Source organism: Pseudomonas maioricensis (assembly GCF_022790535.1).
GTDB classification, from domain to species: domain Bacteria; phylum Pseudomonadota; class Gammaproteobacteria; order Pseudomonadales; family Pseudomonadaceae; genus Aquipseudomonas; species Aquipseudomonas maioricensis.
This window is the reverse complement of the sequence record NZ_LOHG01000021.1, coordinates 44,650-68,257: the sequence shown is the minus strand read 5'-3', so window position 1 is coordinate 68,257 and position 23,608 is coordinate 44,650. Positions and strand designations below refer to the sequence as shown.

General features: G+C 57.9%; 21 protein-coding genes. 3 read left to right on the top strand and 18 right to left on the bottom strand.

Annotated elements, in window-relative coordinates; genetic code table 11:
• Positions 1 to 10: 10 nt before the first annotated feature.
• From AUC61_RS23335 to AUC61_RS23320, 4 genes are read right to left on the bottom strand one after another with little or no spacing between them, the layout of a single operon-like run.
• Complete coding sequence (locus AUC61_RS23335; protein ID WP_243248533.1) at positions 11 to 496, bottom strand: response regulator; 486 nt, start codon at positions 494 to 496, stop codon at positions 11 to 13.
• Positions 493 to 2,811, bottom strand: coding sequence for an ATP-binding protein (locus AUC61_RS23330; RefSeq protein ID WP_279291164.1), 2,319 nt, complete (start codon positions 2,809 to 2,811; stop codon positions 493 to 495). The genes AUC61_RS23335 and AUC61_RS23330 overlap by 4 nt, the downstream gene beginning before the upstream one ends.
• Positions 2,802 to 3,470, bottom strand: coding sequence for a response regulator (locus AUC61_RS23325; protein WP_243248531.1), 669 nt, complete (start codon positions 3,468 to 3,470; stop codon positions 2,802 to 2,804). The genes AUC61_RS23330 and AUC61_RS23325 overlap by 10 nt, the downstream gene beginning before the upstream one ends.
• A complete protein-coding gene (locus AUC61_RS23320) occupies positions 3,467 to 4,651 on the bottom strand; it encodes a sensor histidine kinase (protein WP_243248530.1) in 1,185 nt (394 codons plus the stop codon). The genes AUC61_RS23325 and AUC61_RS23320 overlap by 4 nt, the downstream gene beginning before the upstream one ends.
• Positions 4,652 to 4,828: 177 nt before the next feature.
• On the opposite strand from AUC61_RS23320, the gene AUC61_RS23315 reads away from it, so the two are divergent.
• Positions 4,829 to 5,341 carry an SgcJ/EcaC family oxidoreductase gene (locus AUC61_RS23315; protein WP_243248529.1) on the top strand — a complete coding sequence of 171 codons (513 nt, stop codon included), beginning with the start codon at positions 4,829 to 4,831 and terminating at the stop codon, positions 5,339 to 5,341.
• Positions 5,342 to 5,452: 111 nt separating this feature from the next.
• On the top strand, positions 5,453 to 5,632 hold the full coding sequence (locus AUC61_RS23310; protein ID WP_243248528.1) for a DUF6021 family protein: 180 nt from the start codon (positions 5,453 to 5,455) through the stop codon (positions 5,630 to 5,632).
• Between the two features lie 17 nt (positions 5,633 to 5,649).
• Here AUC61_RS23310 and AUC61_RS23305 read toward each other — a convergent pair whose 3' ends face one another.
• From AUC61_RS23305 to AUC61_RS23240, 14 genes are all read right to left on the bottom strand, one after another.
• The gene (locus AUC61_RS23305) at positions 5,650 to 7,419 is read right to left on the bottom strand and encodes a sensor domain-containing diguanylate cyclase (protein ID WP_243248527.1); all 1,770 of its coding nucleotides are present in this window, start codon (positions 7,417 to 7,419) and stop codon (positions 5,650 to 5,652) included.
• A gap of 125 nt (positions 7,420 to 7,544) precedes the next feature.
• Positions 7,545 to 8,870, bottom strand: coding sequence for an MFS transporter (locus tag AUC61_RS23300; protein WP_243248536.1), 1,326 nt, complete (start codon positions 8,868 to 8,870; stop codon positions 7,545 to 7,547).
• Positions 8,871 to 9,280: 410 nt separating this feature from the next.
• A complete protein-coding gene (locus tag AUC61_RS23295; RefSeq protein ID WP_243248526.1) occupies positions 9,281 to 10,582 on the bottom strand; it encodes an Nramp family divalent metal transporter in 1,302 nt (433 codons plus the stop codon).
• A gap of 371 nt (positions 10,583 to 10,953) precedes the next feature.
• Entirely contained in the window at positions 10,954 to 11,235 is a 282-nt protein-coding gene (locus tag AUC61_RS23290; protein WP_243248525.1) for a hypothetical protein, read from the bottom strand.
• A gap of 158 nt (positions 11,236 to 11,393) precedes the next feature.
• Complete coding sequence (gene hutH, locus AUC61_RS23285; RefSeq protein WP_243248524.1) at positions 11,394 to 12,923, bottom strand: histidine ammonia-lyase; 1,530 nt, start codon at positions 12,921 to 12,923, stop codon at positions 11,394 to 11,396.
• A 389-nt stretch (positions 12,924 to 13,312) separates the two neighbouring features.
• Complete coding sequence (locus AUC61_RS23280; protein ID WP_243248523.1) at positions 13,313 to 14,224, bottom strand: metal ABC transporter substrate-binding protein; 912 nt, start codon at positions 14,222 to 14,224, stop codon at positions 13,313 to 13,315.
• The gene (locus AUC61_RS23275) at positions 14,224 to 15,123 is read right to left on the bottom strand and encodes a metal ABC transporter permease (RefSeq protein ID WP_243248522.1); all 900 of its coding nucleotides are present in this window, start codon (positions 15,121 to 15,123) and stop codon (positions 14,224 to 14,226) included. Before AUC61_RS23275 ends, AUC61_RS23280 begins: the two co-directional genes overlap by 1 nt.
• Complete coding sequence (locus tag AUC61_RS23270) at positions 15,123 to 15,902, bottom strand: metal ABC transporter ATP-binding protein (protein ID WP_243248521.1); 780 nt, start codon at positions 15,900 to 15,902, stop codon at positions 15,123 to 15,125. The genes AUC61_RS23275 and AUC61_RS23270 overlap by 1 nt, the downstream gene beginning before the upstream one ends.
• Positions 15,899 to 16,825 (bottom strand): metal ABC transporter substrate-binding protein, encoded by a 927-nt coding sequence (locus tag AUC61_RS23265; RefSeq protein ID WP_243248520.1) that lies wholly within the window; start codon positions 16,823 to 16,825, stop codon positions 15,899 to 15,901. Before AUC61_RS23265 ends, AUC61_RS23270 begins: the two co-directional genes overlap by 4 nt.
• A gap of 35 nt (positions 16,826 to 16,860) precedes the next feature.
• Positions 16,861 to 17,448, bottom strand: a complete 588-nt coding sequence (locus AUC61_RS23260) for a DUF6162 family protein (protein WP_243248519.1) — start codon at positions 17,446 to 17,448, stop codon at positions 16,861 to 16,863.
• Positions 17,445 to 17,792, bottom strand: a complete 348-nt coding sequence (locus tag AUC61_RS23255; RefSeq protein ID WP_243248518.1) for a hypothetical protein — start codon at positions 17,790 to 17,792, stop codon at positions 17,445 to 17,447. Before AUC61_RS23255 ends, AUC61_RS23260 begins: the two co-directional genes overlap by 4 nt.
• Entirely contained in the window at positions 17,789 to 18,331 is a 543-nt protein-coding gene (locus AUC61_RS23250; RefSeq protein ID WP_243248517.1) for a thiamine pyrophosphate-binding protein, read from the bottom strand. The genes AUC61_RS23255 and AUC61_RS23250 overlap by 4 nt, the downstream gene beginning before the upstream one ends.
• On the bottom strand, positions 18,328 to 19,542 hold the full coding sequence (locus tag AUC61_RS23245; RefSeq protein ID WP_243248516.1) for a PepSY-associated TM helix domain-containing protein: 1,215 nt from the start codon (positions 19,540 to 19,542) through the stop codon (positions 18,328 to 18,330). Before AUC61_RS23245 ends, AUC61_RS23250 begins: the two co-directional genes overlap by 4 nt.
• 332 nt (positions 19,543 to 19,874) lie before the next feature.
• The gene (locus AUC61_RS23240; protein ID WP_243248515.1) at positions 19,875 to 21,071 is read right to left on the bottom strand and encodes an amino acid aminotransferase; all 1,197 of its coding nucleotides are present in this window, start codon (positions 21,069 to 21,071) and stop codon (positions 19,875 to 19,877) included.
• A gap of 406 nt (positions 21,072 to 21,477) precedes the next feature.
• Here AUC61_RS23240 and uvrB point away from each other — a divergent pair, with 406 nt between their 5' ends.
• On the top strand, positions 21,478 to 23,493 hold the full coding sequence (gene uvrB / locus AUC61_RS23235) for an excinuclease ABC subunit UvrB (RefSeq protein ID WP_243248514.1): 2,016 nt from the start codon (positions 21,478 to 21,480) through the stop codon (positions 23,491 to 23,493).
• The last annotated feature ends 115 nt before the right edge of the window (positions 23,494 to 23,608 follow it).

The following is a 23,608-nucleotide window of genomic DNA, read 5'->3' as shown; positions in this document are numbered from 1 at the left end:
TCGGCAGCTCCTACAGGGATATGCTTTTGGTCTCTTGCAGATTTATGCCGCGCCGCTGCTGTAGAAGCTCAATCTGTTCTGCTGGCAGCAGCTGACGCAAGCTTTTGTAGAGCACGCGGGTTTCCAGCAGATTCCAGACCCGGAGCATGGTTTCCAGGGCGTCCAGGGGTTTGCTGATGAAATCCCGGGCCCCCAGGGCCAAGGCGCGGATCCGGGTGCCTCGGGTGGCATCTGCGGTCAGCACCAGAATGGGCAGATACTCATGAGGTGGAATGCGCCGACCCAGTTGTTCGAGCACGGCGAAGCCATCGAATTCGGGCATGTGCAGGTCGAGGATAACCAGATCCGGCTCAAAGCTATTGAACAGTTCCAGCGTATGAGTTGGCTGCGTGGTACTCAACACATTGAGCAGCCCTTCACGGGCCAGTAACTGCTCCATGAGTTCGATATTGGTGCGCTGGTCGTCAATCAGCAGGATACGAAGATCTTGAGTCATAAAGGCTCCGTCAGGTACTGATCAATATGGTCGTAAAACATGCGGACATTGATCGGTTTTACCAGGATGGCGGTAGCACCCGCTTCGCGTAACACGTTATGTGTCATTGGCGAGGCGTCGGCGGTCATCATCAGGACAGGGGTATTGGCAGTACGAGTGGCACGACGCAGGCGGCGCAGAATCCTGATACCCGAGACATCGGGAAGATTGACGTCCAACAGGATCAGATCCGGCGCATGGCGAGTCGCCAGATCAAGTCCCATCTGCCCCTGCATGCTGGAAAACAGCTGTATACCGGGCCGCCGCTGCAACAATGTCTCGATCAGGGTCAGGCTGGCCAGGTTGTCTTCGATGCAGAGCACGCTGGCGCGATATCCAGCCGCTGATTGCCCGGGTTCATCACTGAGCTCATTTGGCGGCGAAACCATGCGAGTCTCGTCAGGCTGAATGAAGGCATGAGGCAAACTGAGCGTGAAGCGACACCCTGCATCCGTTGCGCTCAGGACATTGAGGCTGCCGTCCATCATTTCCAGCAGGTTTTTACTCAGCGCCAGCCCAAGGCCCGTGCCTTCCACCTGATGATCTGCGTTCAATCGCTCAAAAGGCCGGAACAGTTTGTGTAATTGGTCCTTGGCAATGCCGGGGCCGGTGTCCGAAACCGTCACAGTGACCTGCGGACCGCTACGGGCAACCTGAATCGTGACTTCTCCCTCTGCACGGTTGTACTTGATGGCATTGGATAACAGGTTAAGCAGCACCTGCATCAAGCGCTGACGGTCGGCGATAACACCTTCTTCGGCGCGGATCAGTGGAAGCGGTGCGATACGGATCCGGGCTTCGTTTGCCATTGGGGCGACCAGTGCCAGCGCTTCCTTCAAGGCCGTTTCCAGGCTGATGGGTTCCAGATTGACGGGCAGATGGCCTGACTCGATTCGGGCAATGTCGAGGACTTCGTTGATCAGTGTCAGCAGATGTTGACCGGCCTTCAGGATGTGTCCGATCTGTTGGCGTTGCGCCGGTTGAGGATCAATTTCCAGTAGTTGCGCGAAACCAAGAATCGCGTTCAAAGGCGTACGCAATTCGTGGCTCATTCGGGAGAGAAATTCGCTTTTGGCCCGGCTGGCGCGCTCAGCTTCTTCACGGGCTGCACTCAACGCTATCTCGGCTGCATGGCGGTCGCTGATATCACGGGTCACCTTGGAAAAACCGCGCAGGGTTCCACTGTGGTCGTATTGGGCACTGATGACAACGCTGGCCCAGAAGCGGCTGCCATCCTTGCGGCGGCGCCAGGCCTCTTCCATGAAATAGCCTTTGCTTCTGGCTTCTCGCAGTGCCATTTCCGGACGCTGCGGGCATTGTTCCGGCAAATAGAAAACCGAGAATGGCTGACCGAGGATTTCTTGCTCACTGTAGCCCTTGATCCGTTCCGCCCCGACATTCCATGAGGTGACGCGGCCGTTGGCGTCAAGGGCGAAGATGCCGTAATCCTTGACCGCATCGATGATAAGCCGCAAGCGTTCTTCGTTATCGCGCAAGGCACCTTCGCGTTGTGCCAGCAGGTGGGCGGCTTCTACCAAGCGCGTGCCTAACTGGCCAATTTCGTCCTGTTCTGGTGGCTGCGGCAACAGTGGATGACCCAGGGCCAGGCGTTGCGCATTACGTTTCACATGTTCGACCCGGCTGACGATACCTCTGGACAGCAACAGCATCGCCACGATCGCCGCAAATACTCCGCAGCACGCTGCCAGGAATGTGGCAAATACCAGTTGCTCGCGGGTTTGCGTCGCGGCAGCACTGCGCTCCGCCAGCAGCGTATCCTCGCGATTGCGCATGGCGCTGATCTGTTCACGCAGGGTGTCCAGAACCTGCTTGTTGCTTACAAGAATGTTTGTGACCTGCTCCGGATCCTTGCCGTTGCTCAAGCGCAGTTTCGCCAGGGCGCCAAGTTTGATTTTGATCAGCGGCGTCATGAGTTGCAGGCGTTCACGAATTTCAGGGTCACGAACGTTGGCGTCCAGACGTAGCAGTGCTGCGTCGATCAGCGGCTTGGCGTTGTTGTAAGCGGGCAGGAAATCTTCACGGCCGGTGAGCAGGTAACCCCGTTCGCTGGCTGCTGCCTCGGCAAGCAGGGTATGAACCGCCTGAATATCGCCTTGCACCAGCAAGACCCTGCGCACATCTTCCTCGGCACGTGCGGTTTGCCGTTCGGCCAGGTAAATCAGCACAAGCGATGACATGAGGATGATCAGGGGCAGGGCGATTGCAACCAGCGCCTTGCCTCGCAGGGGAAGGTCCGACCAGCGACTCACGTCCAGTTTCCATCAGGCTGGGCCACCAGCCCCAGAGCGATACCGCGCACCGCTGCCTGGGTCCGGTCGGAGGCATCGAGCTTGCTGATTACGCGTTCGACGTGTGCTTTGACGGTGCCGGTAGCGATGCCCAGTTTCTCGCCGATCTCCCGGTTGCTGAAACCGCCTGCAACCAGCCCCAGTACCTGACGCTCCCGCTCGGTCAGGTTTTCCCGGGGCGTATTGCCTGAAGCCCGGCGGGTGGCGATGCGCCTGAGTAGCCGCGCGCTCATCGCACTGTTAAGAGCATCTTCCCCGGCGGCAACGCGACGCAAGCCATTGATGACCTCCTCGCGAGTCGCGTCTTTGAGCAAATAGCCAACAGCGCCGGCGGCAATGGCAGCCTCCAGATGATCCGGGCTGTCGTCCATGGTAAACATCACTACTTTTATTTCCGGCATGCGCTGTTGCAGAAGGCGGGCGGCACCCAGGCCGTTGAGAATCGGCATACGCACATCGAGAATGACGATGTCAGGGCGCAAACGCTCGCATAGCTCCAGTGCCATCTGACCATCGTCGGCCTGTCCAACCACATCAAACTCCGGATGACCCGCGAGCAATGAGATGAAGCCTGCGCGCGTCACTTCATGGTCATCTGCCATGACCATTCTCAATGTCCTGCTCATGCCTGCACCTCCAGGCTTTGTAGCGGGACAGTCGCACTCAGGCGTGTGCCTTTGCCTGGGTGACTGATGCAGTCAAAACGCCCGCCGACAAGATGTGCGCGTTCTTGCATTGCCGTTAATCCCAGCCCGTCTGTCGAGCCTGGTTGAGCGGGCTGTCGGGCTGCAAAACCCTGGCCGAGGTCTTCGATCAGCACGGATACATCGGCGTCACGCAGTTGCAGGGCAAGCAGCACACTGCAGGGACCCGCGTGTTTGAGGATGTTATTGATGCCCTCCTGGGCAATGCGGAACAGCGTGATTTCAATCGCGTCGGGTAACCGCTCCGCGTACTTGGCTGTCCATTGTACGGAGTAGCCAGCTTCGCGCAGGCGATCCGCTTCCTTGTCGATGGCCTGAACAAGGCCGAAGTCATCCAGAACAACCGGACGCAGGCCACTGATGACCTGCCGACCCTCGCCCACACAACGTTGCGCCAGTTGCAGAATGGTTGTCAGTTCCTGATTCAACGGGGCAGGAAGCTCAGGGCATTGACTGGCGAAACCTTGAAGGCGTTGGTGAAGACCGGCCAGGGTTTGCGCCAGCCCGTCGTGCAGGTCGTAAGCGACGCGCTTGCGTTCGTCTTCCTGGGCGGTGAATAAACGGTGGACCAGCTCCGACATGGCCCGCTCACGCACCGACAGTGCATCAAGCAGACGACTGTTTTCCAGGTGTGCCGCGAGAAGCGTGGCCAGCAATTGCAGTGACTGCAGGTCCTCGGTACCCGGTGCTCCGATGTTCGCGCTGTTCGCCAGCAGTAGCGCGGCAAATGGCTCTCCATCAGCGTTCAGCAGTGGTAAATGCAGCATGCACGGTACTTGGGGGCAGGGCTGTACTTGCCATTCAGGCGCAAGGATTGTCCTGTCGAGGAGCGTCATCAGCGTGTCCACGCACTGCGGATTTCCCTGGCTGGCGCTGAGCCTGGCCGGCGCCTCGCCGTTCCACTCAAGCAGAACACCCTGGTTCATGGCCAGAAACGCGCACGCTCGTTGCAGTGCACGTTGGCGCATGGCTGAAGGCGAAAGACGGGTCAGTTCCTGGCCGGTGTCCACAAGGAGTCGCAAACGGGCTGCACGACTTTCCCATTGGCGGTACTGGCTACGCAGGTTGAGCGCGCTGGCCGAATCATCAGGGGGCTTGTGCATGTGGTGCTCCAACACAGGGGCCGGATCCATTCGGCAGAAAGTGGCGCCATTAGACCTGTTTCCGGTGCTGTGCCGCTATCTGCCAAATGGCATAGGCAGATAGGTCCAATCGGCTGATGGCCGAGTATTTGTGACGCGGCACAGTAGCTCCACCAAAAGCCGATAGGAATACTGTAAATGAAGCTCAACGTAAAAATGTCTGCCGTGACGCTGATTGCTCTGCTGGCGACTCCTCTGGTCCATGCTGTAGATACCGCGCCGGTCAAACCGTATTCCTACACATCGGTTGCCCCGCAACCGACGGACGTCAAGGATCGAGAAGTTGCCGCTCTGTTCGAGCGCTGGAACCGCACGCTGCAGACTGGTGACTCCGCCAAGGTCACGGCCCTTTATGCGAAAAACGCCATTCTGCAACCCACGGTATCCAACAAGGTGCGCACCACCCCTGCGGAGATCAAGGATTACTTTGACCACTTCCTTTTGTTGAAACCGGTCGGTGTCATCAACTTCCGCGAGATTCGTCGCCTGAATGAAAACAAGGCGCTGGACACGGGCGTGTATACCTTCACGCTCACCGAGGCTGATGGCAGCAAACGTCAGGTCCAGGCGCGCTACACCTATCTTTATCAGAAGATTGATGGCGAATGGCTCATCCTCAATCACCACTCTTCGGCCATGCCGCAGCAGTGACCAGGCTCCACTGATGAGGATCCGCTCGTCAGTTGCGCTGCACTTTGCGCCCAGGCTTTCTTCTTAAATGAGTAGCCCGACGCGGTTGGGCATTTACCAGGAGAGGTGAGCATGGCGAACCATAAGCGCGACCCTGAGCAGGATCTGGGCTTCGATCCGGATTCCCCCGACCTTGCGGACCCACAAGTTGACCCTGTGGGTCCGGCAAAGTCTCCCGAGGATGGCAAGGACCCAAGCAACGACAAGCGCGTGGGCGATGACGACTACCCACCTTACAAGACCGATAAGTAGGGCATTTGTCAGACTTATCAGGCGCTTAAAAGAAAGTTGCTGCCGGTTGCCGTGAGCCTGATCTGTTCTCCGGAAAGCGGTCGACTCAGGAAAAACCCCTGGGCCTCATGGCAGCCGTAGCCTCTGACCAGGTCCATGCATTTGAAGGTTTCGATACCTTCCGCAACGGTTCGATAACCTAATTGATGCGCGAGCTGGAAAATGGATTGAGCAATAACGCGATTGCGTGGCTTGTTCTCCAGGTCAGTAATGATCGACTTATCCAGCTTGATCACATTGGCAGGGATTTCATGCAGGTAAGCAAAGTTGCTGTAACCGGTGCCGAAGTCATCAATGGCAACATCTACCCCGAGAGCGCGTATCTCCGCTAACTGCGACAGTACCGTGGTGCTGGCCCTTATCCACTCGCCCTCGGTTATTTCCACCTCCACCCGATGCGCGCCAATCCCGTGCTTTTCACATCCAGCCTTCAGTGCCTGAGCGATATCGATGTGCTGAAAGTCCAGTGCGGAGAGGTTCAGGGAAACCTTGGCTTCGCTATCCACCCAGGCTGCAGCGTGAGCGAGAGCGTTATCAATGACCCAACGCGTCACGAGGCTGATCTGGCCGGAACGCTCGATCAGCGGAATGAATTCAGCGGGGGATACTGGACCGAAGACTTCATGATTCCAGCGAAGTAGCGCTTCAGCGCTGACCTGGTGACCGTCCTCCAGCCTGAAACGTGGCTGGAAGACCAAGGAAATACCACCATTCGACAAAGCGCCTGCGACGTCGTTTATCAGTGATTCGGAGCGGCGCGATGCGCAATTTGGATTCTCATCCCATACCGACCAGTCGATCCCGTCTCTGGCTGCCGTCTCCGCTGCGCTGCGAGCTTTGCGCAACAGATCGCCGATTGACTGTTTGCCATCCGTACACACTGCAATGCCCATACGAATGCCGGGCAATGTCGAAATGGAGTCCTCCGCGCAGGGTTCGCAAACCAATGTGCTGAGCGTAAGGATCAGGTCGCTTTGATCCTGAGGTTCTGCGGGTAGCAACAGGCACAGGTGGCGCTCACTGATGTGATAAGCCGTCAGCTCTTCACCCAATGCCTCATTAATGCGAGTTGTAATGCTGGCCGCTTTGGCACCCACCAGACCCGGGCCATGGTCGAGTGCAAAGTCATGCGTCCATTGGCTATCGACTACTTCGACCACCATCAACAGGCGCGTAGACGCTTCGGTGTTCAGCCATGGACCCGCATTGTCGGTCAGGAATTGCCGCAGATTGGGCAGGCCACTGACAGCGTTGCACATGCTGGTTTGCTGTCTATGTTCAATCTGCGAAATCACCATCTCGGCCAGATCCTGTAGAACCAGGGTTTCCGCATGACTGAGTTGGTGAGGAAACTTGTCGATAAGGCACAGGCTGCCAATCGCATGCCCATCACGTGTCACCAGTGGAGCACCCGCGTAAAAGCGAATACCGCCTTCAACGGTTACCAGTTCATTGTCCATGAAGCGTGGATCGACGCAGGCGTCGACCACCTGCATGACCCCGTCCTGCTTGATCGTGTGAGCGCAGAACGACTGATTGATAGGGGTTTGTGAATTCTGGAAGCCGACTCTGCCAGCGAACCACTGTCGATCTTTCTCCACCAATGACACCAACACCGTCGGCACATTGAAATAGGCGGAGGCCAGTCGACAGATACGGTCGAAGTTCTCGTCGGCGGCAGTTTCCAGCCATTGAATGGCACGAACCGCGGCCAGACGTTGTTTTTCGGCTTGTAGTGATAGATGCATAAACGTTCCGTACGGCCGCAGAGTGGTCTTGGTAGTGAGAGGCCTTGTGCCATCATAGCTGGGACGACTCGCTCTGCAGAAGGTTTCCTACGAACGGCTATTTTTTCACTGGATGTGAGATTCCTTCAGCTTGCGCCAGGCGGCGATTTGGCCGCGACCAATCGCAAGGCACTGGAAATGCTGCCAACCGCTGCAAAACCGGCACCAATGGACAACGCCAGCACAGGTCCGTGTTCGCCGCTGATACCAAAGCTCAACGCAACCAGCGCGGCGCCCGTGGCCTGGCCGATCAATCGCGCAGTAGCGATGGTGCCGCTGGCACCACTGGCGCGTTCCTTGGGCGCGCTGGTCATCAGCGCTTTCTGGTTAGGGGCTTGAAAGAATCCAAAGCCCAGCCCGCAGATAACCATTCGAATGCCGATTTCCCATGCGCTCGCATCAGCCGGGATCAGGGTCAGAGAAATCATTCCGGCACACAGAATCGCCAGACCGATACCGCCCAGCATTCCAGGGGCATAGCGATCAGACAAACGCCCGGCTACGGGCGCGATCATGGCTACTACAACTGACCACGGTGTCATTAAAAATCCGGTCTGAATCGGATCGCGGCCCAACACCGTTTCAAAGAAGAAGGGCAGCGACACGAAGGCCAGCCCCTGGGTCGCAAAGGAGCAGAATGCAGTCAAAGCGGAAAGCGCGAACATCGGCCGCTTGAGCAGGTCGAGTGGAAACATCGGCGCAGGGTGTCCGGCTTCACGACGCAGCATCACTGCGCCTGCAATCAGAAACACTCCCAGCGCGACGCAAACCCCCGTCATGGAGCCCAGCTGTGCGGCTTCGCTGAGCGCAAAAATCAGTGCCCCGAAGGTGATCACGTTGAGCAACGCGGTTAGCCGGTCAAAGCTCAGGGTGCCGGGCTTGCTGACGGGCAGGGAGTTCCAGGCAAACACCAGTGCGAATACGCCGAGAGGCAGGTTGATCGCAAACAGCCAGGGCCAGTTCGCCACGGACAGTACCAGAGACGCGATGGTTGGCCCCGCAGCAAATGAGGTACCCACTACCAGGGCATTCATGCCCAGCCCACGGCCTAGGCGTTCATGGGAGAAAATCGAACTGATCAACGCCGCGTTAACAGCCATGATGGCGCTCGCCCCAAGGCCTTGAATGACCCGGGCGATGGTCAGGGACGGCAGCGACCAGGCAAAGGTACACAACGCCGAAGACAGGACAAACACAATCAGTCCACCCAGATAGACCTTGCGGTGCCCGATCACTCCACCCAAGGCGGCGAAGGGCAGCAGGGTCGCGACGGCTGCGAGCTGGTAGGCGTTGATGACCCATACCGAGGCGGCCGGTGATGCATTGAGGTCCGCTGCGATGCTGGGCAACGCAGTATTGGCGATGGCGGTATCAAGCGTTGCGAGGGCGATGGACAGCAGAATGGCGACCATTCCGCGAAATTCACGGGACGTCAGCCGGGTAGACGTAGGGGAGGTGGCTTGATCCATTAGCAGCGAGGCTCCGCATGGTTGAGCAGGGGATGCCTGCCCGAAGCAGACGCTAGAGCGATCCTGCTGTTTTATGCGGCTGCTGCGCAATGGTTTGTTGCAAAAGATTTCCGCGCTAAAGGCGATTCAGTTGTAGGAGCTGCCGAAGGCTGCGATTGCGGTGTGTCAGGTTTATGCAATAGCAGCCCTTGTCAGCTTCTATCAAAAAATGGATTAGCTGATTTGAAATGCTTGTGTAGCTCATGAGCAGCGCGAGGCAGCGATGACGTCGGTTTGATCTAACGTTATCGCGGCCTCGCGGTGCTCGTGTGCTCCTACAGGGAACGGGTGCAATTCAGCAGCCAGGTCGTCTGTTAACTCAGCAGATCTGCCCCCAACTGAAACGCAACCCACAACGCCAGACCTGTGGCGAACACCAGCGCAATGTTCTCGAACAGGTTGTTGCGGTATTGCTTGTCGAGCAGCTTTTTCTGGTTGGACATGATCAGCAAGCCGAGCGAGATGATCGGCAGGCCAATAATGTTCAGTGCGTTCACGCCAATGGTCAGGGTCACGAAGTCCGGCATGCCGGGCAGCGACCATACCAACGGGGTGACCAGAATGAACAACATGAACCACTTGTGCATCGGGTCCTTGTGAAACTCCTTCCCGTATTTCTCACGGCGTTTCGGAAGGATATGCTGGAAGGCGTCAGTGATCAGCATCGGGAAGGCAGTGGTTTTGCCCGCGATACTGGCGAACAGTGTTGCGAAGACTCCGACGAAGAAGATGTACCAGCCAGCTGAACCGAAGAACATTTCAAGGGCTTTACCCAGATCCTGCAGGGTAGTGACCTGTATGCCATTCGGACGCAGGATTTCAGCACCGACCACCCAGATGGCGAGGTTGATGATGATGCCGACGAACACTGCAAACAGCAGATCATTACGCTGAATGCGCTTGTGCTCAGGACCGATCCAGCCTTTTTCACGCATCACATACGGGTGAACGAAGTTGGCAATTGAACCGGCAACCGCACCAATGACAGAGACCGCCACCAGCAGTGCGCCATGCACGCCTTCATCGGGCGGAATGCTGAAGCCGATGGTGCCTTTGAGAATGCCGACCATGTCTGGTTTGGACATGACGGCCAGTGCCAGGAATGCCAGTGTCATCAATGCCAGCAGGCCTTTCATGACCCCTTCGATCATGGTGTAGATGTTGCGTCCCACCAGCAGCCAGACCGCAATAACCACTGCGAAAGAGCACAGCAGCGGCTGATTGATATGCAGCAGCATAGCCAGCGCTTCGCCCGCACCTTTGATCATGTACGCGTTAATGAGGTGACCCATTAGCAGTGCGTAGCCGAGCATGAACCAGGCAAAGATGGGATGGAGCTGGGCATAGCCCTCGAGGATGCTCATGCCTCTGTTATTACAGAGCTGGAAGCGGGCAATGATGTTGACGATGAGGAACCTGAGCAGTAGCGAGACCGCCAGTACCCACATCATGGCGTAGCCGTAGTTGGCACCTGCTACCGAAGAGGTAATCAGGTCACCGGCACCCAGCCATGACAACACCGCGATAATGCCAGGGCCAAGTAGCTTGGTGACTTTGGCAAAGACCGATTCACGCGCAGCAGTAGCTTTTTTATCGACGGAGCTGGTGCTCGCCATAGGAGGATCTCCATTGTTATTTTTGGTGAGACGGGTCAAGTCGAACATAACGTCAGACGTCGTACAACACGATAAGTTTTACGGAGTGTGTGCGGATGTTTCTTCAGGAAAAGTGCTGGACTAGCAGGTGCGGGAGGATTGGCGGGCGTCGTGATGTGCAGGGCTTCTTCAGAGCATGTTGCTGTGGCGACGAACACTTAGTTACTGAAATGACATCTTTCGTGGGACTGGCTTTAGCCGGAAAGCGAACGACTTATTTGTACCGTCAGTAACGCCGCCTTCCCGCTAAGGCCGGTCCCAAGACATCGCCTAACATTGAGGTTGAAGGCACTGTGGAAGCGGCGCGTGATTAAAATGCAGGCGCTGCGGATCTAACCCCCATCCGTATCAATATCCGCATCCTTGCCTTGTTCGGGATGCAGATTGCCGGGTACTTTTTCCGGCTTTTCTTCAGGCTCATAGTCAGGCGTATAGGTATTTCCCCCTGAGTCCTGATTCTGCTCAAACTGTGTGTCTGGCTGGCCTTGGGGCTTGCTTTGGGACTGAGAGCTGTTGCCCTGAGTCTGATGATCCTGCGACTGGGGGTGCGGGGCCGTGTCCGGTTCAATTGCAGGGTCGTTGCGGTCCGCTGGGTTTTGATTTTGATCGCTCATTGTTCACCTCTGATTATTGTTCAGCTGCGATGGCTTACAAAAATCTGAGGGCTGTGTTTGCAGGTCGTTCGATCAATGTGACGACTGGTGAGGTTCAGCCATGAAATGAGCGTCACTTGCGGGGGCAGGTGACGCTCATTTCTCCGAGTGGGTCTGGATCAGCCGTAGAGCCGCTCAAACGGCAGCCAGCGGGCGAATGCTCCCCCTTCAACCCAGGCGCGTGCCGCAGCAATATCCGGAGCGAAGTAGCGGTCTTCGTCGTAATGGGCGACTTCACTGCGAATCATCGCCAACACTTCGCTGAGTTTCTCGGAGGTGTGCAGCGGCGCGTGCAGGTCGACACCTTGCGCGGCGCCAAGCAACTCGATAGCCACCACTGCGCTGCTGTTGCCCGCCATATCGAGTAGCCGACGCGCAGCGAAGGTCGCCATGGAGACGTGGTCTTCCTGATTGGCAGAGGTCGGCAGGCTGTCGATCGACGCAGGGTGGGCCAGGGTCTTGTTCTCCGACGCGAGTGCTGCTGCCGTAACCTGAGCAATCATGAAGCCCGAATTCAAACCGCCTTCCTTGACCAGAAATGCTGGCAGGCCTGACAGCGCCGGGTCTACCAGCTGTGCAATACGGCGCTCTGAGAGTGCACCGATTTCCGAGATCGCCAAGGCCAGCACATCCGATGCCATGGCGACCGGTTCTGCGTGGAAATTACCACCGGACAACACGTCGCCATCGGCACTGAACACCAGCGGGTTGTCGGATACTGCGTTGGCTTCACGCAGGAAAACACCCGCAGCGAAACGCATATGGTCCAGGCATGCGCCCATGACTTGTGGCTGGCAACGCAGGGAATACGGATCCTGTACACGACCGCAATCAACATGCGATTCACGGATCTCGCTTTCGGCCAACAGCTCGCGGTACAGCGCCGCAACGTCAATCTGTCCTGGCTGGCCGCGAACCGCCTGAATACGTGGATCGAACGGCACATCGGAGCCCTTGAGTGCTTCAACGCTGAGGCTGCCGGCAACCACCGCGGCAGTGAACAGCTTCTCTGTGGCAAACAACCCGCGCAGGGCCAGGGCGGTGGAGACCTGCGTGCCATTGATCAATGCCAAGCCTTCTTTCGGCCCCAGTATCATCGGTTCCAGCCCCGCCAGTGCCAGTCCTTCGACGGCATCCATTTCTCGCCCCTGATGGCGCACACGGCCAACACCGATCAGGACTGCCGACATGTGTGCCAAAGGTGCCAGGTCGCCTGACGCCCCAACCGAACCTTGCGATGGGATGCACGGATAAACCCTGGCAGCGTACAACGTGCTCAATGCCTGGATGACTTCCCAGCGGATCCCGGAAAAACCCCGGGCGAGCGAGCCGACTTTGAGGGCCATGATCAGTGCCACGCTGGCGTCGTCCAGCAAGGGACCAGTGCCGGTGCAATGCGACAGCAGCAGGTTGCGCTGCAATTTGGCCAGGGACTCGGTGGGGATCGACGTGCGAGCGAGCAGACCGAAACCGGTGTTGATGCCATAGATGGTGCGCTGGTTTGCAATGATTTCGTTAACGGTTTGAGTGCTGGCATCGACCACTTCACGGGCTGCTGGATCAAGCTCGAAGGGGCTTTGCTGCTGATAGATGGCGCGCAATTGGTCGAGGTTGAATTGGCCTGGGGTGAGAAGAAGTGTTGCTGGCATGGTGCGCGTTCCTGCTTGAGTTTTAGTTATGCCGACCGGTTCGGGAATTTTCCGCCGTCGCGTACTGGGTTATATCATCCTGTATATACAAGATAAGGCAAAAGCCGGGCCAAGCAAATATGTTCGCGGTTTTGCTGGGCTGCAACAGACTTTTGTTGGTGGGCGGGGGAAGGGCTGTCACCGAAAGTGGCATCGTCCGGTGAACGATGCGCGGCTTTGGGGCGGCTGGAAACGTTCGCGTAGTTGCTGGAACGTGGATCTGTAGGAGCTGCCGAAGGCTGCGATCGCAGTACGTCAGGATTAATGCTTCGCAGCCTCTGGCAGCTCCTACAGAAAATGCATTTCAACTCCTGAAAATTGCATATTGTCGGGTCGGGAATATCGAGCCGTTATTTTTTCCCGGCCAGTGCCTGTGTCACCTGTCCGATATTGCCCTGCAACTCGGCCAGTGGATCCTCGCCATCAACCGCCAACACCAGCAACTGGCTGCCTGCCGCAGTAATTGCAGCCTTGACCGGTTCTGGCGGTTGGCGATGGTCCAGGACCACCGCGATGTCGTTATTTTTGAGCGTGTCCGTCAGCTTTTGCAGAGCTTCAGGCGTCCATTGGTCGTCTGCCAGTATTTGCGTATCCGCCAGTTCCAGATTCAGCCCGCTGATCAAGTAGCTCAGGTGATCGGAAAGGCTGACCACGCTGAGGTTATCGGCGCTGGCCAGGCTCGCTTCGCTGTCGGCAGTCAGTTTGAGCAGTTGTTGTTTCAGCGTCGCTAGGTTGGCTTCGATGCGGGGTTTAGCGGCAGGGGCGAGGCGCACCAGATCGGCGGCCATGACATCCGCCATGCGCCCCATATTGTTGCTGGAAAGCCATGGCTGGCTGTTAAGCCCGTCGACACCCGGACGCGGTTGCACGGCAATGCCGGGCAAGGCGCCATCCACCGGCCGTGCTGCATCAATCTCGACAATTCGGATGTTACTGCGCCGTGCGTTGGGATACAGCGGATCATCAGGCCAGATCGAGCGCAGGCCGATCACGGCGTCGGCGTCGGTGGATAATTTACGCAGCGCCTCTACACCCCGACCTGTGAAATATGCCGTCTGGCGAGAACCCGGCAGATTGGCCGCAGCGGCGCGCTCCAGTACTACGCCGCTGTCTTTGAGCAGGATTTGCCCAAGACCATAGGTGATCGGCAGGCTGGCCAGTACTTTGACGGGGGCCGGGTTATTGGCCGCAGCAGGAGCAGCATGAGAGGTGGCACAGAGCAGGCCGCTGATGGCCAGTGCCAGGGTCAATTTACGCAACATTATCCAATATTCCCTTTGAGGCTCGGTACGGTGCCGCGAGCGATGGCGGCCAGAGCGAATGCCATGCCAGCGACGAGAATGATCGCCGCGCCGGACGGTACAGGCAGGTCAAAAACGATCGGCAACAGGATGCCGCACAAGGTGCTGACGGTAGCGATGCCTACTGATATCCAGAAAAAGCCTTTCAGCGACTGGCTGAGCAGGCGTGCTGCAGCCGCCGGGATAACCAGCAGGGCGCCGACCAGAATCGCGCCGATGACTTTTACTGCGGCCACGGTAATCAGGGTCACCAGAATCACGAACAGGTAATCCAGCGCCTTGACTGCAACGCCGCGCACGGCGGCAAGCTGCGGGTTGAAACTGGCCAGCATGATGCGGTTGTAGAGCGGCAAACTCAGACCCATGACCAGCGAACCGACCACCGCGAGCACCAACAGATCATTGCCGTTGACGGTCAACACTGAACCGAACAGCACGTTCTCAAGGATGTGGATGTTGATCTTGCCTGCCAGTATCAGCAGCAGGCTTGCACCAAAGGCCAGGGATACCGAAAGGAAGACGCCGATCAGTGTGTCCGGCGCCAGGCCAGTACGATTGCGCAGGTAGTTGAGGACAATACCGAACAGCAGGCAGTAGCCAAACAGCGAACCGTACGGGCTGGTGTAGGGTTCACCGAGCAGGATGCCAACGGCTACCCCTGTCAGCGCCGCATGACCCACGGCTTCGGAGAAAAATGCGAAGCGCTTGACCACCACCAGTGTTCCCAGCCCGCCCAGGACCGGACCGATCAGCAGCCCGGCCAGCAACGCGTTGACCACGAAGCCGTAGGCCAATGCTTCAGGCAGGTAGCCGGATGACGCCAGCCCTTGAATGAAAAGACGAAACTGCTCGTAATCCATCAGGCAGCGCTCCCTTTTGTTGCGTTCACAGCTTTATCGTCTACAGCCCGAGGGTGGGCCGAGAACAGCGTCAATAGACGTTCAGGCGTCAGCGCCGTGGCTGCCGCTTCATCGAACAACACCCTGCGATTCAGGCCGGTGACGTTATCAGCGAGGCGTTTTACGGCTTCAAGGTCGTGCTCGATCCACAGCACGGTGATACCTGCTTTGCGCCAGTCCGCCAGCAGCCGCTCAAAGACTTGAATACCTGCTTCGTCCAGCGCCGACATGGGTTCATCAAGCACCAACAGCTGTGGTGTCGGGATCAAGCCCTGAGCCAGCAGCACGCGCTGGCGTTCGCCACCGGACAGCGCACCCATGCGACGTTTGCGTTTGTCCTGCATGCCGACGCGCTCAAGCGCCTCGCCGATTGCTGCGGCGTAATGCTTTGACAGACCGAGAAACGCCGGACGACGCTGACACATCGCGGCCATGAAGTCGTCCACGGTGATCGGCAGGCCGCGATCGAATTCCAGCGCTTGCGGCACGTAGCCAATCAGCCCAGGCGAGCCGGGCCATTGCAGGCTCAGTTGGCCTTGATGGGGCATTTGGCCAAGCATGGTCTTGATCAGCGAACTCTTGCCGCCGCCGTTGGGACCGACCAGTGCATGAATGCTGCCTGCTCGAACCTTGAAACTGACGCGATCAAGGATTGCGGTGCGACCGAGGGTCAGGCTGACATTCGCGAATTCAATGCCCGGTCCGTTGCCGGGAATTGCGATTTTCTCAGCAGCGGTCATGCGCCCGACTCCTGAATGGCGCGGACTACGGTGTCCAGGTTGCCTGCCATTTCTTTCTCATATTTGTCGGCGGTGTATTCGCCGTAGGAAATATGCGAGAGCGGATAGAGCTTGACCCCGGATTCGCGCTGAATGGTTTCGACGTAGGTGGAGGGGAAATCCATCTCCGAGAAAATCACTTTCACGTCCAGTTCGCGCAGTTGGTCGATGGTTTTCTTCAGCTGACTGGGGCTTGGCTCGATACCGTGTGCGGGCTCGACTACTGCCGTTACTTCCAGGCCAAATTCGCGCAGCAGGTAATCATAGGCTGCGTGTACGGTTGCAACCCGCAAGTCCGGGTTGGGCGCTTTGGTCAGTTTGGCCAGGGCATCGGCACGCATCTGACGCAGACGTTTGCCATAGGCCCGCGCGTTGGCGGTGTAGGTTTTCGCGTTGTCCGGATCAAGCTTGCCCAGCTCGCGGGCAATGTTGTTGACCTGGGCAATGGAGGCACTGATCGACAAGAAAGTATGAGGGTTGACCACTTTGCCTGCGCCCCTGGCTGCCACGCCGGTGGCGGCGAGCAGTGGTACGTCGGCGTTGGCTTCGATCACCGGGATGTCCGGCTTTTCGCTGGCAGCAATCATGCGGTCGGCGAAGTCATCGTGACCTACGCCGTTAAGAACCACGACGTCCAGCGACCCAATGCGTTTGATGTCATCGGCACGCGGTTCATAAGCGTGTGGGTTGAAGCCGGCTGGAATCAGCGGCACGACTTCGGCCTTGTCGCCGACGATGTTGGCGACATAGCTGTAATACGGGTGCAACGTGATGCCAATGCGCAGGCGCTTGGCGTCGGCATGAGCCAGAGGGGCGAGCAGGGTGGCCAGCAGGCCGACCAGTACTGCGCGCAGCAACGGTCGGCGTTTCAGAGAAATAGGCATGGGCTAGCAGTCTTCTTTCAAATGAGTGCGTGGGATCAGTGCTTGTGCTGGCGAGTCACACCGGCATCGAACTGTGCGACAACCTGTTGCCAGCCCGAAGCGATCAGGGCTTTGTCACTGACGTCGGTGATGGCGAGCTTGCTGCCGGAGGTCAGCGAGGGGCTGCGGTTGATCCATATATCGGCCTGCGTGTCATCGGTTGCGCCAACCCGCAGCAGAAATGATCCGGCTACGGTCGGGGCCTGACTCAGCCCAAGGTACGATTTGTCGACCATCTGCCAGGCATGACCGCCACGGCTGACCGAACTTGCGTCTTCGACAAATGGCGCAAGGCCTTCATCACTCAGCTGTTGCGGTGTCACCGGAGTGGCTTGCTCGGGTGCAAGCAAACGAATTTCGTCCAGGGTGACGCGCAGGTCGGCGTAGATACCTTGCTCTGAAGCCGTCAGGTCGCGACGAGCATCCAGTTCATGGGCGGCGACTTTCTGCACCTCCTGGCTTTCGCCGTGCCAGCCAATGACGGTTCCGGCAACCAACAGGATCAGCAGACACAACGCCAGTACATAAGCCGTTTCGTGACCGGCACCCGCCGGACGGACTACTTGATGGGTTGGCGTACTCATGGGGCCTCAATATCTGCTTGGTCGATCTCGACCACGTGACCTGGGCCTGCATCGAACAGGACATAGAACTCGGAAGCCGGTTTCTTGAAGGTCACTGTCGAGTCTTCGCCCAGCTTGCCGGGCACCAGAATGGTTTCGTCATAGCCAATGACATCAAGGGTCACGCCTGGCGCGCCGCTGCCATCGGAAAACCCGCCTGTGCAGCGGATCTGTTCATTGTCGATCTGTTTGCACTCGCACATCGGGTTGTGCGCCATGGCCTGAGTGCTCAGGCCAAGCAGGCCAGCGGTAAGCAAGGGCAACGCACTGGCACGCAGCCAGCGCAGATAAGGTCTGCCGATCATGGTTTGACTCCTTGTTTTTTCAGCCAGGCAACGGTTGCAGGTGATGCCTTGGAGAGCGGAATGGAAGCCTGATGCATTGAGCCATCCCAGCCTTCCATGGTGATCCACAGTTCGGCATCGGGGTCGGTGCGTTCAGGAATCTGCATGAAGGCGCTCATGCGATAAGGAGAGCCGAAGAAGATAACCCCGGCTGCGCGCAGGCTGCGTGGCTTGCCGATGCGCAGGTAAGTGGCCTTGACGCGGTCGGCACATTCGGCGCACAGCGCAGCATTGAAGGTCTTGGTGTAGCCGGATGCGCCCTCAAGGCGGGGGGCTTCAGCAAAAAACTCCGCCATGCGGATGCTCCACGGCCCGACCTGAACCTCGCCGATCTCGCGCTGGCCAAGGCCGCTGTCACCGCGGAAAAGAGCCACTTCAGTGAAGTATTTGGGCATGAAGCCTAACGGGATCAGCACCAGCAGAATGTTGATATGAAAGCGCCATTTATGCCAGAAACGGCTCAGGGACGATGGCGGCGTTGCGGTGGCTGCCTTGCTCACAGGGTGTTCTCCGGGATCTCGGTGGCCATGGGCGATAGCGTTTTTTGTCTGGCGCTGGCGCGTTCGGTTTTTTCATTGCGCTTGAGCGCGTTGAGGGTTGCCTGAGCGGTGCGCTTGGTCCAGATCAGCAAGCCGCTGAGTACCATCATGCTCAGGATCAGGGCGAAGAAGGTCCAGATCAGCTTGATCCATATCCCCCCAAAGTCCCCGGTGTGCAGGGGGCGCATCGATTCGGTTACAAACTCCAGCGCGGAGCGGTCCGACAACAGGTGCGATGTGGCGATTTCCCCGCTGTACGGATTGATTTCAGCGGTCTGGAACATCAACGGATACCAGCTGCGGCCCGCGACGCTGATATTGCTGTATGCATTGAGCGGCATGCTGACGGAGCTGGGCTCCAGGCCGGGAATCTTCTCGCGGGTGATTTCAACGGCTTTGTCGAGGCTGATCATCGGTGCCGGGGTGCCATCTGCCGTCAACGGAACACTGGCATGGGGGATCACCGAGGCAATCGGCGACTGGCTGGAAATACTGATCTGGTTATCAAACAGGATGGCCTGGATCAAAAACCACATGCCGGTGATTGAAATCACGGCGATGAACCAGATCGACCAGATCCCGCTCAAGCGATGGAAGTCACCCCAGAAAATCCGCGCGCCATGGCGGATGCGCAAGGTGGGCTTGAGGAAGCCTTTCCAGAACTTCTTGTAGACCACCAGTCCTGTCACCAGCGAGGCGAGCAGGGGAATGCTCAACAGCGACACCATGTACCAGCCCCATGAGAAGCCGTTGGTGAATGGCACCAGCCACCAGCCATGCAGTGCGCGGGTGAAGGCAGGGAAGTCGAATGATGGCGCGAAACCCTGAACGACCCCGGTGTAGGGGTTGGCGTAAGCGACGACGGAGCGTCCGCCAGGGTAGGTAGCACGTACATTCAAGGCAAAATAGTCGCCGTCAGGCTCGGAAATTCTGCCGACCTTCAATTGCGGGTCATTACGCTGGATGGTCGCCTTTACCTCTTCAAAGCTCAGGCGTGGGGCGTCAGCGGAAGGCTGGTTGGCGCGCATTTCCGGATTGACCAGCCACATGATCTCTTTGCTCACCACCGCCAGCGTCCCGGTGAAGCATACGATCAGGACGAAGAACCAGATGGGCAGGGCCAGCCAGCTGTGGACGAGAAACCAGATTTTTGAACGGGACTTCTTAGACATGGAGTAACGGTCTCGATTCACGGTGTGGAGCAGCCCGATGGTCGCCCGGGCTTACAGTGTCCATAAAAAGCGGTCGTGGCTTTTGCCGACGCGACTGCTGCATATTACTAGGACGGATGAGAATCAAATACCCGCAGTGTTAATTCTCATTACATATTTAAAAGATGTTTCTGGATGTGTTTTTCTGGGCGGTTCTTGGCTGCGCTGGCGCTCGGCAAACGAGTGACCCGTAGGAGCCAACTTGTTGGCGAAGCGTCAGACCCTCATAGCCAGATGCAAAAAAGGGAAGCCAGACTCGCGTCTGCTTCCCCTTTTTTTATTACCGTGACCGCTTAGATCACCTGGATAATCGCTTTGCAGACGGTATCAATGTTGCTCTGGTTCAGCGCGGCCACGCAGATGCGGCCGGTATCGAGGGCATAAATGCCGAACTCGTTACGCAGACGGTGCACCTGCTCAGTGGTCAGGCCCGAGTAGGAGAACATGCCGCTTTGGCGACCCACAAAGCTAAAGTCCTGACCTGCGGGGTTGTTGGCGAGACGCTCGACCATGGCTTGGCGCATGCCTTTGATGCGAACACGCATTTCTGCCAGCTCTTCTTCCCACTGCGCGCGCAGCTCAGGGCTGTTCAGTACGGCAGCCACAATCGTCGCGCCGTGAGTCGGCGGGTTGGAATAGTTGGTGCGAATTACACGTTTGACCTGAGACAGGACACGGGTGGTCTCTTCCTTTGACTCAGTAATGATCGACAGTGCGCCGACACGCTCACCGTAGAGCGAGAAGGATTTGGAGAACGAGCTGGAGGCGAAGAACGTCAGGCCTGACTCGGCAAACAGACGAACGGCAACAGCGTCTTCATCAATGCCTGCACCAAAACCCTGATACGCCATGTCCAGGAATGGCACGTGGCCTTTGCTCTTGACCACTTCCAGGACTTTTTTCCAGTCCTCCAGAGTCAGGTCAACGCCGGTGGGGTTGTGGCAGCACGCGTGCAGCACGACGATCGAACCAGATGGCAGGTTCTGCAGGTCTTCCAGCATGCCGGAACGGTTCACGTCGTGGCTGGTCGCATCATAGTAACGATAGTTCTGCACCGGGAAACCGGCTGTTTCAAACAGGGCGCGATGGTTTTCCCAGCTTGGGTCACTGATGGCCACAACGGCATCAGGACGCAATTGCTTGAGGAAGTCAGCACCGATTTTCAGCGCGCCTGTGCCACCGACGGCCTGAGTGGTCAGCACGCGGCCGGCGGCGATGAGGGGCGAATCGGCGCCAAACAGCAGCTTTTGTACTGCCAGATCGTAGGCAACGATGCCGTCGATCGGCAGATAGCCACGAGGAGCGTGTTGAGCCACGCGAATGGTCTCTGCTTCGGCAACGGCGCGCAGAAGGGGAATGCGACCTTCTTCGTTGCAGTAGACGCCCACGCCAAGATTGACCTTGGTGGTGCGGGTATCGGCGTTGAATGCTTCGTTGAGGCCCAGGATAGGATCGCGTGGTGCCATTTCGACAGCGGAGAACAGGCTCATTTTTGTGGCGGCTCTGTGTGAGAAGTGAGGGGAAACCCGCTCTGACCCGAATGCGCCAGAGCGGTGCACAAACGGGGAGTCAGTATAGAGGCCATCTCTGGCCGGGGCGACAGCCGGGGGCAGATTTTTTCCGGGTTTTTGCGGTTATTTGTCTGCCTTTAGTCATATTGCGGCCTGCCTCCTTTAATAGCCGCCTGTTTGAAGGGTTGAAAGCTGGTGATAGCGGCTCCATCTGTAGTTCCATCACTTCATATTCTGTACGACTGGTCCGCTAGCCGGGTCAGACGCGTGCATTTCTCTGGTTTTAGCCCTGCGCCTTGCCTGAGTGCAAGCCCGCAAGCCAATATCCCGCAGGCCTGCGCACGTCATTAATCAGAACCTGCGCACGCTATTAAAGAGGTACGTTATGTCCGAGTTTCAGCTCGTAACCCGTTTCGAGCCTGCCGGTGATCAGCCGGAGGCCATTCGCCAGTTGGTCGAGGGCATCGATGCCGGGCTGGCGCATCAGACCCTGCTTGGCGTAACCGGCTCGGGCAAGACGTTCAGCATCGCCAACGTGATCTCTCAGGTGCAGCGCCCTACGTTGGTGCTCGCGCCCAACAAGACCCTGGCGGCGCAATTGTATGGGGAGTTCAAGGCGTTTTTCCCGAATAACGCCGTGGAGTATTTCGTTTCCTACTACGACTACTACCAGCCTGAAGCCTATGTGCCGTCATCGGACACCTTCATCGAGAAGGATGCTTCGATCAACGACCACATCGAACAGATGCGGCTCTCCGCGACCAAAGCGTTGCTGGAGCGCAAGGACGCCATCATCGTTACTACGGTTTCGTGTATCTACGGCCTGGGTAGCCCTGAAACCTATTTGCGGATGGTGCTGCACGTCGACCGGGGCGACAAACTCGACCAGCGTGCCTTGCTGAGGCGTCTGGCTGATTTGCAATACACCCGTAACGACATGGACTTTGCTCGTGCGACGTTCCGCGTGCGCGGCGATGTGATCGACATCTATCCTGCTGAATCTGACCTGGAAGCGATTCGCATCGAGCTGTTCGATGATGAAGTGGAGAGCATTTCAGCGTTCGATCCGCTCACTGGCGAGGTCATCCGCAAGCTGCCACGCTTCACGTTTTATCCCAAGAGCCACTACGTGACACCGCGGGAAACCCTGGTTGAAGCGATGGAAGGCATCAAAGTCGAATTGCAGGAACGCCTGGAATATCTGCGCACTAACAACAAACTGGTCGAGGCTCAACGCCTTGAGCAGCGGACCCGGTTCGATCTGGAAATGATCCTGGAGCTGGGCTATTGCAACGGTATCGAAAACTACTCGCGCTATCTGTCGGGTCGTCCGTCCGGCGCGCCGCCGCCAACGCTCTACGATTACCTGCCGCCCGACGCACTGTTGGTCATCGACGAATCCCACGTCAGCGTGCCGCAGGTGGGTGCCATGTATAAAGGCGACCGCTCTCGCAAAGAGACGCTGGTGGAATACGGCTTCCGGTTGCCATCGGCCCTGGATAACCGGCCGATGCGCTTTGATGAGTGGGAGGCAGTCAGCCCTCAGACGATCTTTGTCTCCGCGACACCGGGTAATTACGAGGCGGAGCACGCAGGTCGTATCGTCGAGCAGGTGGTGCGGCCAACAGGGCTGGTGGATCCTCAGATCGAGATTCGTCCGGCACTGACCCAGGTCGACGATTTGCTCTCGGAAATCACCAAGCGTGTGGCGCTCGAAGAGCGGGTGCTGGTCACCACGTTGACCAAACGCATGTCCGAAGACCTCACGGATTACCTCGCCGACCACGGCGTGCGGGTGCGTTATTTGCACTCGGACATCGACACGGTGGAGCGGGTGGAGATTATTCGCGACCTGCGGCTCGGGACCTTCGACGTGCTGGTGGGGATCAACCTGTTGCGCGAAGGTCTGGATATGCCGGAAGTCTCCCTGGTGGCGATTCTCGACGCTGACAAAGAAGGTTTCCTGCGTTCCGAGCGCTCGCTGATCCAGACCATTGGTCGTGCGGCCCGTAACCTCAATGGACGGGCCATCCTCTATGCGGATCGCATTACCGGTTCCATGGAGCGCGCGATTGGCGAAACCGAGCGCCGTCGCGACAAGCAGATTGCCTTCAACCTTGCTAACGGGATTACCCCCAAAGGCGTATTCAAGGATGTCGCGGACATCATGGAAGGCGCGACGGTGCCTGGCTCGCGCAGCAAGAAACGTAAAGGCATGGCCAAAGCCGCAGAAGAAAGTGCCAAGTACGAAAACGAATTGCGTTCACCCAGCGAGATCACCAAGCGCATTCGCCAGTTGGAAGAGAAGATGTACCAGTTGGCCCGCGACCTGGAGTTCGAGGCTGCGGCACAGATGCGCGACGAGATCGGCAAACTGCGTGAGCGGTTGTTGACCGTATAGCGGTTTGAGAGTTTGAACCAATCCTGCGGGAGCCGGGTTTGGTCTGGGCGGCATTCCGACGATAAGCTGGACGCGTTTCACTTTAGAATCGCTGTGCCCTCATCGCGAGCAAGCT